Annotated in this window: 13 protein-coding genes; 8 read left to right on the forward strand and 5 right to left on the reverse strand. The window is 52.1% G+C overall.

Annotation, left to right across the window (positions count from 1 at the left end):
- The first annotated feature begins 179 nt into the window (after window positions 1-179).
- From B4923_RS15165 to B4923_RS15175, 3 genes are all read left to right on the forward strand, one after another.
- Window positions 180-1,337, forward strand: a complete 1,158-nt coding sequence (locus B4923_RS15165; RefSeq protein ID WP_109055209.1) for a diguanylate cyclase — start codon at window positions 180-182, stop codon at window positions 1,335-1,337.
- Between the two features lie 336 nt (window positions 1,338-1,673).
- Window positions 1,674-2,969 carry a dicarboxylate/amino acid:cation symporter gene (locus B4923_RS15170; RefSeq protein WP_109055210.1) on the forward strand — a complete coding sequence of 432 codons (1,296 nt, stop codon included), beginning with the start codon at window positions 1,674-1,676 and terminating at the stop codon, window positions 2,967-2,969.
- Between the two features lie 397 nt (window positions 2,970-3,366).
- Window positions 3,367-4,860, forward strand: a complete 1,494-nt coding sequence (locus B4923_RS15175; RefSeq protein ID WP_109055211.1) for a M16 family metallopeptidase — start codon at window positions 3,367-3,369, stop codon at window positions 4,858-4,860.
- 59 nt (window positions 4,861-4,919) lie between these two features.
- Here the strand turns inward: B4923_RS15175 and kdgK are convergent, their stop codons facing one another.
- The 3 genes from kdgK to yhjD all read right to left on the reverse strand — a co-directional run bounded on the left by kdgK (window position 4,920) and on the right by yhjD (window position 7,383).
- Window positions 4,920-5,852, reverse strand: a complete 933-nt coding sequence (gene kdgK, locus B4923_RS15180) for a 2-dehydro-3-deoxygluconokinase (protein WP_109055212.1) — start codon at window positions 5,850-5,852, stop codon at window positions 4,920-4,922.
- 221 nt (window positions 5,853-6,073) lie between these two features.
- Complete coding sequence (locus B4923_RS15185; protein ID WP_109055213.1) at window positions 6,074-6,271, reverse strand: 2-hydroxymuconate tautomerase family protein; 198 nt, start codon at window positions 6,269-6,271, stop codon at window positions 6,074-6,076.
- Window positions 6,272-6,288: 17 nt separating this feature from the next.
- The gene (yhjD, locus tag B4923_RS15190; RefSeq protein WP_109055214.1) at window positions 6,289-7,383 is read right to left on the reverse strand and encodes an inner membrane protein YhjD; all 1,095 of its coding nucleotides are present in this window, start codon (window positions 7,381-7,383) and stop codon (window positions 6,289-6,291) included.
- Between the two features lie 249 nt (window positions 7,384-7,632).
- Here yhjD and B4923_RS15195 point away from each other — a divergent pair, with 249 nt between their 5' ends.
- Together B4923_RS15195 and B4923_RS15200 are read left to right on the forward strand one after the other, a co-directional pair.
- Window positions 7,633-8,832 (forward strand): MFS transporter, encoded by a 1,200-nt coding sequence (locus tag B4923_RS15195; protein ID WP_109055215.1) that lies wholly within the window; start codon window positions 7,633-7,635, stop codon window positions 8,830-8,832.
- Between the two features lie 266 nt (window positions 8,833-9,098).
- Window positions 9,099-10,628 carry a flavocytochrome c gene (locus B4923_RS15200; RefSeq protein WP_109055216.1) on the forward strand — a complete coding sequence of 510 codons (1,530 nt, stop codon included), beginning with the start codon at window positions 9,099-9,101 and terminating at the stop codon, window positions 10,626-10,628.
- Window positions 10,629-10,681: 53 nt separating this feature from the next.
- Here the strand turns inward: B4923_RS15200 and B4923_RS15205 are convergent, their stop codons facing one another.
- A complete protein-coding gene (locus B4923_RS15205; protein WP_109055217.1) occupies window positions 10,682-11,248 on the reverse strand; it encodes a DcrB family lipoprotein in 567 nt (188 codons plus the stop codon).
- A gap of 178 nt (window positions 11,249-11,426) precedes the next feature.
- On the reverse strand, window positions 11,427-12,104 hold the full coding sequence (locus B4923_RS15210; protein WP_109055295.1) for a 7-cyano-7-deazaguanine/7-aminomethyl-7-deazaguanine transporter: 678 nt from the start codon (window positions 12,102-12,104) through the stop codon (window positions 11,427-11,429).
- 244 nt (window positions 12,105-12,348) lie between these two features.
- On the opposite strand from B4923_RS15210, the gene tusA reads away from it, so the two are divergent.
- From tusA to B4923_RS15225, 3 genes are all read left to right on the forward strand, one after another.
- The gene (gene tusA, locus B4923_RS15215; RefSeq protein ID WP_109055218.1) at window positions 12,349-12,594 is read left to right on the forward strand and encodes a sulfurtransferase TusA; all 246 of its coding nucleotides are present in this window, start codon (window positions 12,349-12,351) and stop codon (window positions 12,592-12,594) included.
- A gap of 388 nt (window positions 12,595-12,982) precedes the next feature.
- Complete coding sequence (locus B4923_RS15220; protein ID WP_146187264.1) at window positions 12,983-15,211, forward strand: TonB-dependent siderophore receptor; 2,229 nt, start codon at window positions 12,983-12,985, stop codon at window positions 15,209-15,211.
- 61 nt (window positions 15,212-15,272) lie between these two features.
- Window positions 15,273-16,238 (forward strand): siderophore ABC transporter substrate-binding protein, encoded by a 966-nt coding sequence (locus B4923_RS15225; RefSeq protein WP_109055219.1) that lies wholly within the window; start codon window positions 15,273-15,275, stop codon window positions 16,236-16,238.
- Window positions 16,239-16,311: the final 73 nt, after the last annotated feature.

Genomic DNA, 16,311 nt, shown 5'->3' on the forward strand with positions numbered 1-16,311 from the left:
ATTTTTAGCCCGTAATTGAATGAAATTGCGGTAAATTCGCGTTTTTTAACAACGCGTAGCGTTGACTCCCGTTGACGGGCAGGATAGCCGTCATAAATCTATTGGGTATAAATACAGCGGCAATACAGGATTGACGGAGAAGGTGCTTGCGGCTCAGACGTTCATTAACGATTAAGCAGATGACTGCCGTGTCCGCTGTGGCACTGGTCACCATCAGCCTTTTTATCGTGATACAGCTTTTTCACTTCGTTCATCAACGTCGTGAAGATTACGCCAGGCAACTGGAGAGCATCGCTTATTCCGTGCGTCAGCCTTTGACGGAGGCGGTCCTGCAAGGTGAAGTGCAGCGTGCCGAAGATATTCTCAATAACCTGCTGCCTGCCGGTTTTCTCAGTCGGGCTGATGTGTTGTTGCCGGACGAATTCCAGACGCTGCATGCCAATTTCCCGACCGAACGCCCGGTGCCAGACTGGATTGCCCGCGTATTCAAGCTGCCTATCCGGATCTCTGTGCCACTCTATTCACCACCGCAGACGCAGAATACGACGCCATTGGCGAACCTGGTGCTACAGGCGGATTCTTATCGTATGTTTCAGTTCATCGTCAGTACGTTTTCGACCATGCTGGCAACGTACCTGCTGTTGGCGCTGATCCTGTCGATTGCCATTACCTGGTGTATTAATCGGCTTATGGTTCATCCGCTGCGCGCCATTATTGCCGAGTTGCAAAATCTGCCGACGGAAGCGCTGCCACACCACCAGCTAACCTTGCCCGAGTGGCATCAGGATGATGAACTCGGTGTGTTGGTTCGCAGCTATAACCGCAATCAGCAATGGCTGGAGCAATCCCTTATTTCGATAGAGGAACGCTATGATTTACCGGGAAAAGACGCTTTTTTAGCGCAGTTACAACAATGCCTGTCGGAAAACATCCCGCTCTGTCTGATGGTTATCGGATTTGAGCCGCCGCCGGTGGCGCAGGACAATACGCGCGATGCGGCGTTGCATACATTAGTGAATCAGCTGAAATCGGCAATTGAGACATCCGGGGAACCGGTTCTGTTGGCGTGTCTGAACAGCGATGAATTCGCGCTGCTGAGGAAACCACTGCCGACAGAGCAGATACAGAATTGGGCACAACATATTGTGTTGCAACTCAATACGCCATTTGCCATCACCGGCCAGTCACCGCTGGCGGCCTGTGTGGGAATGGTTCACCTTGTCCCACCGTTATCGGGGAAAAAGAGGGATGCGGACTTGTTTCTCGCTCAAGCTCGTTTTGCGATGCAGGTCGCCCGTAATGAAGGAAGAAATGGCATTCATCTCTTTATGTCATGATTAAATAATTTTCATCCATCAATAACCTTATAATTATTAAGTGTTTTATCGTTTATTTCCTTGTAAGCCCCGCTATGACTGGCCTCGTCGATTTCTTATGGCGATATGCCGTTAGAGATAATTGGCGGCTTGTTACAAATAAATTGCACATCTGTTTATTATTAACATTTATTGAAGCGATTCAGTTCTTATTTTTAACCTTCCGTTCACAAACTAAAGTTATAAAACATTTTCAGCCTGTTATTGCGATGTTACTTTCCGGCGCAATCACAGGCGGCATTATTACCGTACTCTATTAATCCTCCTGTGTTTCCCCACCATAGGACGTATATATATATGAAACTATCTATTGTTAAAAGTCTTTATTTTCAGGTGCTTGTCGCCATTACGGTAGGGATACTGCTGGGGCATTTCTATCCGGATCTCGGCGCACAGATGAAACCGCTCGGCGATGGGTTTGTTAAATTAATTAAAATGATCATCGCCCCGGTTATCTTCTGTACGGTTGTAACGGGCATTGCCGGCATGGAAAGCATGAAGTCAGTCGGCCGTACCGGTGCGGTTGCCCTGTTGTACTTTGAAGTTGTCAGTACGGTTGCCTTGATCATCGGTCTGACCGTGGTAAACATAATAAAACCGGGCGTGGGAATGAACGTCGATCCGAGCACGCTGGATGCGTCGGCTGTTGCGGTTTATACCCAGCAGGCTTCCCAGCAGGGACTGATTCCGTTCCTGATGGACGTCATCCCATCGAGTGTGATTGGGGCTTTTGCCAGCGGCAACATTTTGCAGGTGTTGCTGTTTGCCGTCATGTTTGGTTTTGCGCTGCATCGTCTGGGCAGCAAAGGCAAGATGATTTTTGATGTGATCGAAAGCTTCTCCAAAGTCATCTTCGGTATCATCAACATGATCATGAAACTGGCACCGCTGGGCGCGTTTGGCGCCATGGCCTTCACCATTGGTAAATATGGTGTGGGCACGTTGGTACAGTTGGGCCAATTGATCATTTGTTTCTACATCACCTGTCTTCTGTTTGTTTTCCTGGTGTTGGGCAGTATCGCCAAAGCGACCGGGTTCAGCATTTTCAAGTTCATCCGCTATATCAAGGAAGAACTGCTGATCGTGCTGGGTACGTCGTCTTCTGAGTCGGTGTTGCCACGTATGCTGGAAAAGATGGAGAAAGTCGGCTGTAAGAAATCCGTTGTCGGTCTGGTGATCCCCACCGGCTATTCGTTCAACCTTGACGGAACCTCTATCTATCTGACCATGGCCGCGGTATTTATTGCGCAGGCGACCAACAGCCACATGGACATCTGGCATCAGATCACGTTGCTGATTGTGCTGCTGCTTTCTTCCAAAGGGGCGGCGGGAGTAACGGGAAGCGGATTTATCGTACTGGCCGCGACCTTGTCTGCCGTAGGTCACCTGCCGGTGGCGGGTCTGGCGTTAATCCTGGGTGTTGACCGTTTCATGTCGGAAGCCCGCGCGCTGACTAACCTGGTCGGCAACGGCGTCGCCACTATCGTGGTTGCGAAATACTGCCGTGAACTGGATGAGAAACAGCTGGAGGACGAACTTTCCGGTAATAATAAGCACAACAACAACACGACGGCACCGAATACACTGCCATAATCACGATGCGTGTTCCTGAATAGCACTTCCCCACGGCGTGATTGCACCGTGGGGCGTTTTTTTGGCGGTCCTGCCCGCCCTCTGCCCGCCGTCGCAAGCGATTTTCTATCACTGGTTCGTCTTCAATGCGCTGCGTTTTTCTTGTGCGTTTCCCGCCTGCTGTTAACCGCCCCAATCACGTAAACAGATTGTTAAATCTAAATATTTTTCTTTTTTTGCCGATTATTTAATCTATTTGGGTGACATAGATAAAAGCGCGTGGTCTAAGGGAATGGTACACTTCGCCTTTCTCATTTTCCGTGATGAATACACGAGCGTGTTGGTGGCAAACGCGAGGCCACTATTATTATCAACAACAACCACATTATGTTGGATAGTTATTTAAGTAGGGGTTCACATGCAGGGCACCAAAATTGGCCTTTTAGTTGGTGGAATGTTGCTGGCGGTTGTCGGCAGCAACGTGCAGGCTGAAACACTACAACCTGATCCTGCCTGGCAACAGGGTAAACTGGACAATGGTTTTACCTGGCAATTACTGACCACGCCGCAGCGCCCCGGCGACCGGGTGGAACTACGTCTGATGATCAATACCGGTTCGCTGGTCGAGAATGCTCAGCAAATCGGGTTCGCACATTTTCTTCCGCGTCTGGCGCTGGCGCCCGGCGAGAAGCTTTCGGCCGCCCAGTCGCCGTCTATGTGGATACAAGACAATAATGGCATGCGTCCTCTGTCGCCGGTAATTACCTCATATGATTTCACGTCTTATAATCTGAGCCTGCCGAACAACCGACCGGAGCTACTGAAAGAAGCGCTGGGTTGGCTGGCAGAAACTGCGGGGCAGATGGCAATCAATGATGAAAATATTCAAACCGCGCTCAATATTCCCGATCAGGTAACGACCTTTCCGCAGAATCCACAAGATCCCAGTTGGCGCTATCGTCTCAAAGGGTCGGCATTATTAGCCCACGATCCCGGTCAGGACGTCAAACTGCCGCTTAACAGTGAGCAATTGCAGCAATTTTATAAAGCCTGGTACACACCCGATGCGATGACGCTCTACGTCGTTGGGCACGTCGATAACCGTAGTATTGTGGAGCAAATCAGCAAAGCGTTCTCTGCGTTGCAGGGTAAGCGGGAAGCGCCGGCTCCGATGCCGACATTAAGCCCGCTGCCGCAACAGGCCATCAGCCTGATGAATAAAAATGTTCAGCAGGATACGTTATCACTGGTATGGGATACGCCCTGGCATCCGATTCGCGAGTCGCAGGAGTTAGCGAATTACTGGCAAAGTGATTTAGCCCGGGAAGCGTTGTTCTGGCATTTACAACAGGCGTTGGTGAAGAGCCAGCAGAAAGATAACAATCTGCGTTTTGACTGCAATGTGTTCTACAGCCGTGCGCAGTGTGCGATCCATCTGGATGTGCCGAATAACGATAGCGTGACGCCGGGTCTGACATTTCTGGCTCAGGAACTGGCGACGTTGAGGGATAACGGACTGACACAGCCGGAGTTTGATGAGCTGATTTCACGCAAAACGGATGAGCTGAGCAAGCTGTTTGCGACCTATGCCCGCACCAGTACCGATATTCTGATGTCGCAACGTCTGCGGTCTCAGCAAAATGGGGTGGTGGATATTGCTCCCGAGCAATATCAGAAACTACGGCAGGCTTATTTGTCGGCGCTGACGCTCGATATGCTGAACCAAGAGCTTCATCAGCAGCTTTCGCAGGACGCGACGTTGATGTTGGTGCAGCGGCAGGGGGAGCCGGAGACGAATATGAAAGATCTTCAGGCTACCTACAATCGGATCATGACGCCGGCGGCTGAGGTCGTCTCGGCGCCTGTTGCAGAAACGCCCCCGTTGCAAGGTGATGCGCCCGCCGCCCAGTAACCAAACGCAAAAGGCCGCAAATGCGGCCTTTTTTACCGGTTTCTAACGTTGAGCCCGCATTAAGCCGGCATGGCTTCCTGCGGGATAATCGCCCCGCGATACTGGATCACCGTACTGGCGGTCAGGTGACCACGCTGAGCCGCTTCCTGAGCGCTGCCGCCGCTCAGACGGACAGCCAGATAACCGGCGCTGAAAGAATCGCCAGCGGCGGTGGTATCGACCACTTTCTCTTTCGGCAGCTTCACCGCTGGTACGTCAATGATCGCTTTTCCGCGTTCTGAAACGAGGCAGGAGTCCGCGCCGCGCTTCACCACGATTTCCGCCACGCCAAAACCGTGGGTACGCTCCAGAACATCTTCCACCGGTTTTTCGCCCCACAGCATATCTTCATCGTCCAACGTCAGGAAGGCGATATCCGTACAGGACAGGATTTCAGTATAAGCTTGCTGCGTTTCTGCCTGGCTTTGCCACAAACGCGGGCGATAGTTGTTATCAAAAATGACTTTACCGCCATTGGCACGGCAGATGCGCAGCAGGGATAACAGGCGCTGGCGGCTTTCCGGGTTGAGGATCGCCAGACTGATGCCGCTGAGGTAAAGATACTCAAAGCGAGCCAGATGCTGACAGATTTTTTCCGATTCAGCGCTGTCCAGCCAGTAGCGGGCCGCGGCATCGTTGCGCCAGTAATAGAAGGTTCGCTCACCCGTGTCGTCTGTTTCGATGAAGTACAAACCGGGCAGTTTGTTATCCATGCGCTGGATCAAATCGGTTTTCACCCCTTCTTTCTGCCATGCGGCAACCATCTCTTCACTGAAACTATCGGTGCCGAGCGCGGTAACGTAGTGAACGCCGAGCGCATCGGGGTTAACCTGACGGGCGATATATACGGCGGTATTCAGGGTATCGCCGCCAAATCCACGGTTAAGATCCGTGCCTTTTTGCGACAGTTCGATCATGCATTCGCCGATTACGGCAATGTTATTAGTTGTCATCACTGCTGGCCTGTTTGAAAAAGAAGTCGGTAAGACGCGGAAACTAGCATCAGTCTCAACATAACGGGAGACCGAGTCAATAGTCCTGAAACGATGTTTTATTTTTTCATGACGTGGATCGGAAAATCAGGATTTTCCGATCCGTTTTATGGCGGACAGAATGTCCGCTACCCTGCGGGCTGTCGTAGCGGCGTTGAAAATTTCTTCCGGGAAGAGACGGGCTATTTCCGGCGCAAATTTGTCACGCTTTCTCCGCCGATGCCCCAGTTGTCGGTATCGACTTCATCAATGACGACCACGGTGGTGGCCGGATTTTTCCCCAGCGTATCGACCAGAAGCTGTGTCACGCCGGCAATCAGCGCTTTCTTCTGCTCGGTGGTCGCCCCTTCCCGGGTGATTTTGATATTAACGTAAGGCATAAATTCTCCTGTCTGGGTTAAGTGGATTGATCCTTTTTCGATGAGGCGTCTTCTTGTTCATTCTGATCCGTAGAGATGTCGCCTTTATAGTTTGCGGTGGCAATCCAGGCGGCACAGAAGAGTGTTAACCGGGCGAATAAATAGAAAAATGCCATCAAGCCGATCACGGAACCAAAAGCGGCGCCGGAAGGAGAGCTGGCGAGCTTGGGCAGCACGACGGTCATGGCAAATTTGATTATCTCGAAACCAACGGCAGCAAGAAGCGTTCCCCGGAGCAGAGCCTTACGTTTGGGTTTGTGTCGTGGCAACACAAAGAAGATCCAGAGAAACAATAAATAGTTGGCGAAAATTGAAATCGACAGCGCAATCAATGTCAGGGCAGGGCGCAGCCATTCGATGCCGCCCAGCCCCAGCGCATTCACAATGATATTTTGCGCGGCACCCGCCACCGAAGTCAGGAACAGCGTCACGACCAGCGCAGCCATCAGCCCGGTAAGAGACAGAAAATCGCGGGTGTACTGGAAGTAAATCTTCTCTTCGTCCTGTGGGTTGCGTTCCCAGACGTCGCGCGATTGCGCACGGATGGCTTCTCGTAGATTTCCCATCCAACTGACGCCGGAATACAAGGCGATCAGCAGCCCTGTCAGTCCGACGGTAGTACGCTGCTGAATGGCGGTGTTAACCGTATTTTTCAGCGTGTTGGCCAGACTGGGATCGCTGATGCTGTTGACGATTTTGTTGATCAGCCCGGTCAGCAAATCCGGGTTGGACGCCAGCACGAAACCGACCGCCGCAAAGGACACCATGAGAATCGGTATCAGCGACAGGAAAGAAAAATAGGTGATCGCCGCACCAAACTGATTGCCCATGCGGTCATTAAAGCGCTCGCCCGCGCGGATCATATGCGCCACGCTGGGGGTGTCCTGGATACGTTTCACCAACCGTTTGGTCCGGGTTAAAAAAGCGTGCGGTTCTTTTGTGTCCGCGGTCCCTTGCGGGCCGTCGCGGTGCGACGTCAAAAATTTCTCCTGGGAATTTTTTGCTTCTCCGCCCTCTTTTGTCGCGGGATGGGTTGGTAGTGAATGACGATCCGACTCTGCCGGTTCAGGCATTGATCTTCTCCTGCGGTCAGGTTTGAGTGATAGGGGATAGTCTTGATTATAACCAACAATATGAGAATGTTATGTTTTTCATGGTTTGTTGTTCTTAGGTGTAAATTAAATAGTGACGTCCGTGATAATTAACCGTGAAAGCTGGCTGGCGCTTGTTTATACTCAAACGTCTGTATGCCAACGACCGGATTACCCGGCTAACACTTTTGCTCCGCCTCAAGTGATGATGTTAAGTGAGTGAAATTTTCTATGTCTGTTCCGTCCTCATCAGAGCCTGCCGTTGGTGCGCTGCGCCTTAATTTGCGCATTTTTTCCGTCGTTGTTTTCAACTTTGCCAGTTACCTGAATATCGGTCTGCCGTTAGCCGTGTTGCCCGTGTATGTTCATGACACATTGGGATATAACGCGTTCTGGACCGGGCTGGTGATCAGCCTGCAATATTTTTCTACGCTGCTGAGCCGTCCCTATGCCGGACGCTGTATCGATGAGAAAGGCCCGAAGAAAGTGGTGGTGTGGGGACTGGCGGGAACGCTGCTCAGCGGTCTGTTTTATCTGCTGGCGGCCCAGAACGGCGCCTCACCGCTGATCGCGCTGCTTTTGCTGTTTGTCGGACGACTGATGTTGGGGGCCGGGCAGAGTTTTGCCGGAACCGGTTCGATACTGTGGGGTATCGGCGTGGTCGGATCGCGGCATATCGGGCGGGTGATCTCGTGGAACGGTATTGCGACTTATGGCGCCATGGCGATTGGCGCGCCGCTTGGTGTCTGGCTGAACCATATCGGCGGACTAACGTTGCTGTCTGTTTCCATTATCCTGGTTGCGGCGGTGGCGATCGTCTGCGCACTGCCTCGTTCAGAGGTGAAAGTCACGCCCGGCAAGAAAATCCCCTTCCGTGAGGTATTGGGCAAGGTGTGGATGTACGGCATTATCCTGTCGCTCGCTTCGGCGGGGTTTGGTGTGATCGCGACGTTCATTACGCTGTTTTACGCTGACAGAAACTGGGAAGGCGCTGCTCTGACGTTGACCATTTTCAGCTGTGCCTTTGTTGGCGCACGCCTGTTGTTTCCTAACAGTATCAACCGGTTTGGCGGCTTGCGCGTGGCGCTGGCGTGTTTTGTGGTCGAAGTAACGGGACTGCTGCTGGTGTGTGGCGCGGTACATCCATTGATGGCCGAGTTGGGCGTGTTTCTCGCGGGGGCGGGGTTTTCGCTGGTGTTCCCGGCGCTCGGTGTGGTGGCGGTCAAGGCCGTCTCGCCGCAGAATCAGGGAAGCGCACTGGCGACCTATACCATCTTTCTCGATTTGTCATTGGGTGTCGTCGGGCCGGCTGCCGGGTTGCTGATGAGTTATTTCGGTATCGCTTCCATCTATCTGGCGGCGGCGCTCCTTGGGGTTGCGGGTTTACTGCTGACCCTGCGTTTGGACCGGCGCCGGGTTACGTCAGAGTAAAATGTACCTCGTCCGCCACCGGACAGCATAGCCGGTGGTTCGGTTCGCCGGGAATAATGGCGACAGTGCGAGTGGACTCACGTTTAATCTCCTGCTTTTTATGTTGAAATGATTTCAGGTACTTATAACTCCAACACGTACCGCTTCAATCATCACCTGCTATCGTCTCCCTACCGTCTGTGTCGTCATCCATCGCGCAGGGTCTCCAGAATGTTTTTTGGTTTTTATCGCCATTTATCGTTTTCGAGCATATGGAGGTAGTGCAAATGAGTAACAAACCAGTAAATGATCAACAGAGTCGCCGACAGTTTTTGAAATCAACCGGCATGGTCGTAGGAGCGCTCGGCGGTATGGCGCTATCTCAACCGGCGCAGGCGGTGCCAACGCCATCCCCCGTGCCGCAGAAATGGGATACGACGGTTGATGTTCTGATTATCGGTACCGGGTTTGCCGGATTGGCGGCCGCCATTGAAGCGCGTAATGCGCAGGCCGAGGTATTAATCATCGATAAAATGCCGCTGCTGGGGGGGAATTCAGTGCTGAATGGCGGCGATCTCGCGGCGGCGGGCTCCAAAATGCAAAAAGAGGCCGGCATTGATGATTCGCCGGAGCTGATGTATCAGGACATGCTCAAGGCGGGCAACGGCCTCAATTATCCTGAACTTGCCAGAACCGTTGCGGAACATTCGGTGGAAGCGCTGGAATGGGCGCAGAGCATTGGCGCGCAATTTAATGTCGTCAACTATCATGGCGGCCACTCGGTGAAACGGGCCCATCAACTGGTACAGCGTTCAGGGTCGGGATTAATCGTCAAACAGCAACAGAAAGCGAAGGAGCTTGGCGCGGTGATTGAACAACGCGCCAAGCTCCTGCGGCTGATCGTCGAGCCTGATGGCCGGGTTATCGGTGCGGAAATACGGCGGGGCTACCGGTTTCCGGATGAAAACTCGGGCGAAATTGTCTATATCCGTGCCCGTAAAGGCGTGGTGCTGGCGTCCGGCGGTTTCTCACAGGGTGTTGCATTACGTCAGATGTACGATCCGCGTTTGACCGAATCATTCACTTCGACCAACCACCCCGGGGCAACCGGCGAGGCAATTATGGCGGCCTGTATGATTGGTGCGCTGGATACGCAGATGGACTGGATCCAACTGGGGCCATGGACCAGCCCGGACGAAAAAGGTTTCGGGTATGTACCGCAGTTTGTCGAACGTGTGGTCGGCTATGGGTTGATGGTCGATCCCGCGACCGGAAAGCGCTTCTTTAAAGAGACAGGAAACCGTAAGGAGCGTGCCGACGCCATTATCCAACTGGGGCATCCGGCCATCATCATTGCCGATAAAACCAATACAGACAATATGGTGGATCCGGGACAACGGGAAGGCGCGTTGAAGAATGGTTCGCTTAAGCCGTATAACACGCTGGAAGAGCTGGCGAAAGCCTATGAAATGCCGGTGGACGCGTTTGTTGCGCAGGTTAAGCGCTGGAACGAGTTTGTCAGCCAGCGTAACGATGCCGATCTCGACTGTATGATTTTCCAGGATGCGGTGCCTAACGTTACGCCGCCGTTTTATGCGGCGCGTTTATGGCCTCGGGTACACCACACGATGGGTGGTTTGGCGATTAACAAGGACGCGCAGGTGATCGGTTTCGACCTGAAGCCGATTCCCGGCCTGTATGCGGCAGGCGAAACCGTCGGTGGAGTGCATGGCGCCGTCAGGCTTGGCAGCGTCGCCATGACGGATTGTATTGTATTTGGGCGTATCGCCGGGAAAAATGCGGCGTTAACGGTTTGACAGTCAGCGAAAAAGACGGCCATTTGCTGGCCGTCTTTTTAATGCGGCAACGTTTATTTCAGCTTCAGCGTGTGAATGATGTTTTCCGCTTCGGTCTGGGCCTGCTGTTGGTTGTCTGCGGGCAGGGTGATCTGCAAGGTCAGCAAATGGTTGTCCACTTTCCCCAACACTACCGAGGAGTATGCCTGCTGCCCGCTGCTGGTGATAATGCTGTCCAACTGTTGCAACTTCTGCCCGTCAATGTCGATGGTTTTGTTGGTTACAACCTGAAGGTTGGCATCGCGCGTACGTTGCTGATCTTCCAGACGCTGTGTCAACACGGACAGTTCTTCCGTGGTGTTGTCGCCCAGAATCACGATAACCGCTTTTTGTCCGTTATCGTTGGCGTACACATGCATGTTGTTGGCCTGTGTCCCTAATTTACCGCTTTGATCCTGCATGTCGGCTGGCAGCGTAAATACGACCTTGCCAGACAGTAATTCAACCGTATTGTTTGCCGCGGCTTCGGCTGCCGGTTTATCTTGCGCGGGAGTTTTCGCGGAATCGTCCGTTTTGCCATCACAGGCTGCCAGCACGGTCACCAATAGGCTGACGCCGAGGTATTTTATTAAATTCGACATGGGGTTCCCTTTCTCTCATTTTTGAAACAGGCATTTTGAAACAAGTGAAGAACAGTATGGCACCCTATTCAGATTGCAAAAACAAGCATTTTGTTGTTGCAAACCGTTGGCATCACAGGAACTATTTTTACAAATTCCGGTTTGCCGCCGATATCGTCGATATTCGGCGACGTCGCGGTTAGCTTTGGTTTTCGACGTCCTGATAGGACACCGTATCTTGCTGTTCGCTCAGGCGTTTCAGCAGCATATTCAACATCACGCCATACATCGGCAGGAAGAAAATCAGGCTGATCAGTAACTTGAATGTATAGTCCACCAGCGCGATTTCAATCCAGTTTGCGGCCATGAAAGGATCGGTACTGCGATAGAACGCAATAAAGAAGAAGGCCAGCGTGTCGCTGAAATTGCCGAACAGCGTGGAGACCGCCGGCGCGACCCACCAGGCATTGCGCTGGCGCAATCGGTTAAAGACATGCACATCCAGAATCTGGCCAAGGACGTAAGCCATAAAGCTGGCGCAGGCAATGCGGGCAACCACGATGTTGATCTGGTTCAGCGATCCGAACCCTTGCCACTCCCCTTGATAGAACAGTGCGGAAATGACATAGGAAATCACCAGCGCGGGCACCATGACGGTCAGAATGATACGGCGTGCCAGCGGCGCGCCGAAAATCCGTACCGTCAGGTCGGTAGCCAGAAAGATAAAGGGAAAGGTAAACGCCCCCCAGGTGGTATGAAAACCGAAGATGGATATCGGGAGCTGTACCAGATAATTACTGGAAGTAATGATCAGAATATGAAACAACGATAGCCAGATCAGCGCCGTAAGCCGCTGCCGGAGAGTAAAACGATACATGATGTGACCTTTTTGGTTATTGGGGTTAGGGAACCCAAGAAATAATGGCGTACTGCTTTTGTTATCGACGCGCGGCATGATACGCAATTGATTTTGTAATGCAATTTGTTTTGCTAAGAAAAATGGTTGTTTTTTACACAAGCATTGTCGTGGCTTGCGTCATAAAATCTCCGGCGTAAACTATCTCCGTCGTAAATTAAGGCGGTTTTTATCGCTACTTATCACATTACCACAGAGAACGTTGATGACCGATCCATTTGCCAATCCGGATAAAACCCTTGATGCTCAGGGATTGCGCTGTCCCGAACCGGTGATGATGGTGCGCAAGATGGTACGCCAGATGGAGTCTGGACAAACGCTGCTGGTGATTGCGGACGATCCCGCGACGACCCGTGATATTCCCGGTTTCTGCCGCTATATGGAACATGACCTGCTGGCGCTGATGACCGAGCAGCTTCCCTACCGGTATCTGCTGCGCAAAGGCGGCTAAGTTCAGGGGAAGACTGCAACACTTGCCATCACAGACGGTGATCCCGCCGGCGGAAGGTTCCGCCCAATAAATCATTTCTCCATATCCGCGTCCTCCTGTCCGTTTCCGCATCGGGCATGTGGGATTCTGTAGTCAGTTTGGATAATGCGGACAGCGACGCCGCTATTTCCACATTGTTGCTCATCAAAATGGGCATATGTAAAGGCCCGTTAGCTCAAAATAGTGAATCTCCATAATTTATTCACACTATCGATTTTTCTTAAAAAAATGGCGATCCCGAAAAAAATTCTACTCTCAAAAAGAATGCTAATGATTCTCATTGCTATTGATATTACCATCCTTGTGAATTAGTAAAAAAATATAACCATAAGTAATAAGGGGAGGAACGATGTTTCCACATGGTATTAAATGCGCAAAAAAACCACTGGCGTTGTTATTGGTGGGAATGATGGGGGGTGGCGCTTATGCCGCCGCGGAAACCGACACCGAGTTTGAAGATCAAATGGTGGTGCGGGCGACGGCGGAAGAAGAGCTTAAGCAACAGCCCGGTGTTTCCATTATTACTAAAGAAGACATTGAAAAACAGCCGCCGGTCAATGACCTGTCGGAAATTATTCGTAAAATGCCCGGCGTTAACCTGACCGGCAACAGTGCCACCGGTACGCGCGGTAACAACCGCCAGATCGATATTCGCGGCATGGGGCCGGAAAATACTCTGATCCTGATCGACGGCAAGCCGGTCACTTCACGCAACTCCGTGCGCTATAGCCGTCGCGGCGAACGCGACACCCGCGGAGATACCAACTGGGTGCCGCCGGAAATGGTGGAACGCATCGAAGTGCTGCGTGGCCCGGCTGCGGCGCGTTACGGCTCCGGCGCTGCCGGCGGCGTGGTGAATATCATTACCAAACGCCCCACTAACGACTGGCACGGTTCGCTTTCCTTGTTCACCAATCAGCCGGAAGACAGCAAGGAAGGTGCCACCAAACGTGCCAACTTTAGTTTGAACGGGCCGCTAATCGATGATGTGCTAACGATGCGTCTGTACGGCAATATCAATAAAACCGACTCCGATAGTCCCGATATCAATAATCAGTATGCGGGAGAAGAGGGTGTTGCCGGACGTGAAGGCGTGCGCAACAAGGATATCAACACCCTGCTGTCATGGAAAATCAACCCCCAGCAGATCATGGATTTTGAATACGCCTACAGTCGTCAAGGCAATATCTATACCGGCGATACTCAGCTTAGCGGTGCCAGTGACACGACCCAGGCTTTGGCGGAATCCGGCGCGGAAACGAACCGTATGTATCGCCAGACTTACGGCGTTACCCATAACGGCATCTGGGACTGGGGCCTTTCGCGTCTGGGTTTCTACTATGAGAAGACCAACAATACACGCTATGATGAAGGAATGGCGGGAGCGGTAGAGGGCCAGATATCAAACTCTGATACTTCCCCGCTTACCTATAAAACCAGTCGATTGAAAAGCTATCGGACTAACGGCGAACTGAATATTCCACTATCCCTGCTGGTGGAGCAAACTGTTACGCTGGGCGCCGAATGGAACCGCGATGAGCTTAATGATCCAGCTTCATTGCAGGCAAGTCACGGCATCGGCGTGACCACGACTAACGGTGAGTCACTGGACCCCTCCGATCGCAGCAGTAAAAACAGCGCGGAACTGAGCGCCCTGTATTTTGAGGACAATATTGAAGCTACGCCTGGCACCAATATTATACCCGGCCTGCGTTTCGACTATCATGACAAGTTCGGTAGTAACTGGAGCCCCAGCCTAAACGCCTCGCAGGAGTTGGGCGATTACTTTAAGTTGAAGGCGGGGATCGCCCGGGTGTTCAAGGCTCCCAACCTGTATCAGTCCAGCGGAGGATATTTGCTACCCAGCAGTGGTCGTGGCTGCCCGATAGGTATCAGCAATTCGTGCTATCTCATGGGTAACGACAATCTGAAACCAGAAATCAGCGTCAACAAGGAAATTGGGTTGGAGTTTACCTATAACGGTTACGATGCCGGTCTCACCTATTTCCGCAACGATTATAAGAACAAAATCGTCGGTGGTTCGGTGGTCTATGACACTGTGACGGTTACTTCGGGTTCTCGCCCATCCACATATGACATTCTGCGCTGGGAAAACGGCGGCAAGGCGCTGGTGGAAGGGTTGGAAGCCCATCTGGTGGTGCCGGTGGTGCGTGATACGCTGAACTGGCGCACCAACGCCACCTATATGATCAACTCCAAGAATAAGGATACCGGCAACCCGTTATCCGTGATTCCCAAATACACCATCAACACCATGCTGGACTGGCAGGTAACCGAACAGTTATCCACCAACGTTGGCTGGACGATGTACGGTCGTCAGAAGCCGCGTCAGTATGCTGAAACCGTAAATGAGGCTAACAATGGTCTTTCCTCTAAAGAGGTCGCGGCCTATTCCGTAGTGGGTGTCGGTGTGAAATATGACATTAATAAAAACCTGCGCGTTAACGCCGGCGTCAGCAACCTGCTCGACAAACGCGTCTATCGCGAAAACGATGGGGCGTCGACCTATAACGAACCGGGCCGGGCCTACTACGCAGGTATTACAACTTCATTCTGATGCCGAGTGCCGGGCTCGCCCGGCATTTTTTACAATTAATTAATCACTATAGGTTTTTTTGATGAGCAAGATAAAAATCACCCCATTACATTCAGTGGCTGTCGCCCTGTCGTTCCTGCTGCTGGCCGGATGCGACGATCGTCCCGCAGCGACCGAAAGCGCCGCCCCGAAAACGGTAACCATCGAACATGCGCAAGGTACCACTGAGGTTCCGCTAAACCCGCAGAACGTCATCGTATTTAACCCGGAAACGCTGGATATTCTGGATGCGCTGGATGTCAAAATCAGCGGCGTGCCGCAAACCAGCATCCATTTGCCATCATTTTTATCCAAATATAGCGGCAGCGAATACCTGAACGCGGGGACGCTGTTTGAACCCAATTATGAAGCGTTGAGCAGCGCCAAACCGGATCTGATCATCGCTGGCGCGCGCGCTACCGATGCGTATGACAAACTCAGCGGTATTGCGCCCACGATTTCTCTGAGCGTTGATGACAATAACTTCATTGATAGCCTGACCCAGCGTACTGAGCAAATCGGCCTTATTTTCGGCAAAGAAAAAGAAGCTCAGCAAAAGCTGGATGCCTTTAAACAACAGGTTGAACAAGTCAAAGCTAAATCGGCCCATGCGGGTAACGCCATGGTGCTGATGATCAGCGGTGGAAAACTTTCTGCTTATAACCCGAAATCACGTTTTGGCTTTGTCTTTGATGTTCTTGGTTTTCAGCCCGCCATTGAACTCCCCCAGGAAGGACGGCACGGCAATGTGGTGAGCCCGGAGCTTCTGTTGCAGTACAACCCTGACTGGCTGTTTGTGCTGAGCCGCGACAGTGCGATTGGCCGTACCGGAGAAGACGCGGCAAAACAGGTGTTGGATAATCCGTTGGTTCACAAAACCACTGCCTGGCAGAAAAATCAGATCGTCTACATGGATTCCAGTGCGCTGTACGTGGCGGGGGGGTTGCAGTCCTATTCCCGTTTGATGGATGACGTTAACAAAGCGCTGGATCAGCATCCTGCGAATTGATCGGGGACTTTCCTCATCAAATGATGCTTCCCCGTCCTGAAAGACGGGGTCGGTATTATCGGCATCTTGTCGC

The organism is Brenneria roseae subsp. americana, assembly GCF_003115815.1.
Lineage (GTDB): Bacteria > Pseudomonadota > Gammaproteobacteria > Enterobacterales > Enterobacteriaceae > Brenneria > Brenneria roseae.

Bases quoted from the DNA above. Each gene is read 5' to 3' on its own strand.
- B4923_RS15165 (WP_109055209.1), top strand. From the start codon at position 180: ATGACTGCCGTGTCCGCTGTGGCACTGGTCACCATCAGCCTTTTTATC.
- B4923_RS15170 (WP_109055210.1), top strand. From the start codon at position 1,674: ATGAAACTATCTATTGTTAAAAGTCTTTATTTTCAGGTGCTTGTCGCC.
- B4923_RS15175 (WP_109055211.1), top strand. From the start codon at position 3,367: ATGCAGGGCACCAAAATTGGCCTTTTAGTTGGTGGAATGTTGCTGGCG.
- kdgK (WP_109055212.1), bottom strand. From the start codon at position 5,852: ATGACAACTAATAACATTGCCGTAATCGGCGAATGCATGATCGAACTG.
- B4923_RS15185 (WP_109055213.1), bottom strand. From the start codon at position 6,271: ATGCCTTACGTTAATATCAAAATCACCCGGGAAGGGGCGACCACCGAG.
- yhjD (WP_109055214.1), bottom strand. From the start codon at position 7,383: ATGCCTGAACCGGCAGAGTCGGATCGTCATTCACTACCAACCCATCCC.
- B4923_RS15195 (WP_109055215.1), top strand. From the start codon at position 7,633: ATGTCTGTTCCGTCCTCATCAGAGCCTGCCGTTGGTGCGCTGCGCCTT.
- B4923_RS15200 (WP_109055216.1), top strand. From the start codon at position 9,099: ATGAGTAACAAACCAGTAAATGATCAACAGAGTCGCCGACAGTTTTTG.
- B4923_RS15205 (WP_109055217.1), bottom strand. From the start codon at position 11,248: ATGTCGAATTTAATAAAATACCTCGGCGTCAGCCTATTGGTGACCGTG.
- B4923_RS15210 (WP_109055295.1), bottom strand. From the start codon at position 12,104: ATGTATCGTTTTACTCTCCGGCAGCGGCTTACGGCGCTGATCTGGCTA.
- tusA (WP_109055218.1), top strand. From the start codon at position 12,349: ATGACCGATCCATTTGCCAATCCGGATAAAACCCTTGATGCTCAGGGA.
- B4923_RS15220 (WP_146187264.1), top strand. From the start codon at position 12,983: ATGTTTCCACATGGTATTAAATGCGCAAAAAAACCACTGGCGTTGTTA.
- B4923_RS15225 (WP_109055219.1), top strand. From the start codon at position 15,273: ATGAGCAAGATAAAAATCACCCCATTACATTCAGTGGCTGTCGCCCTG.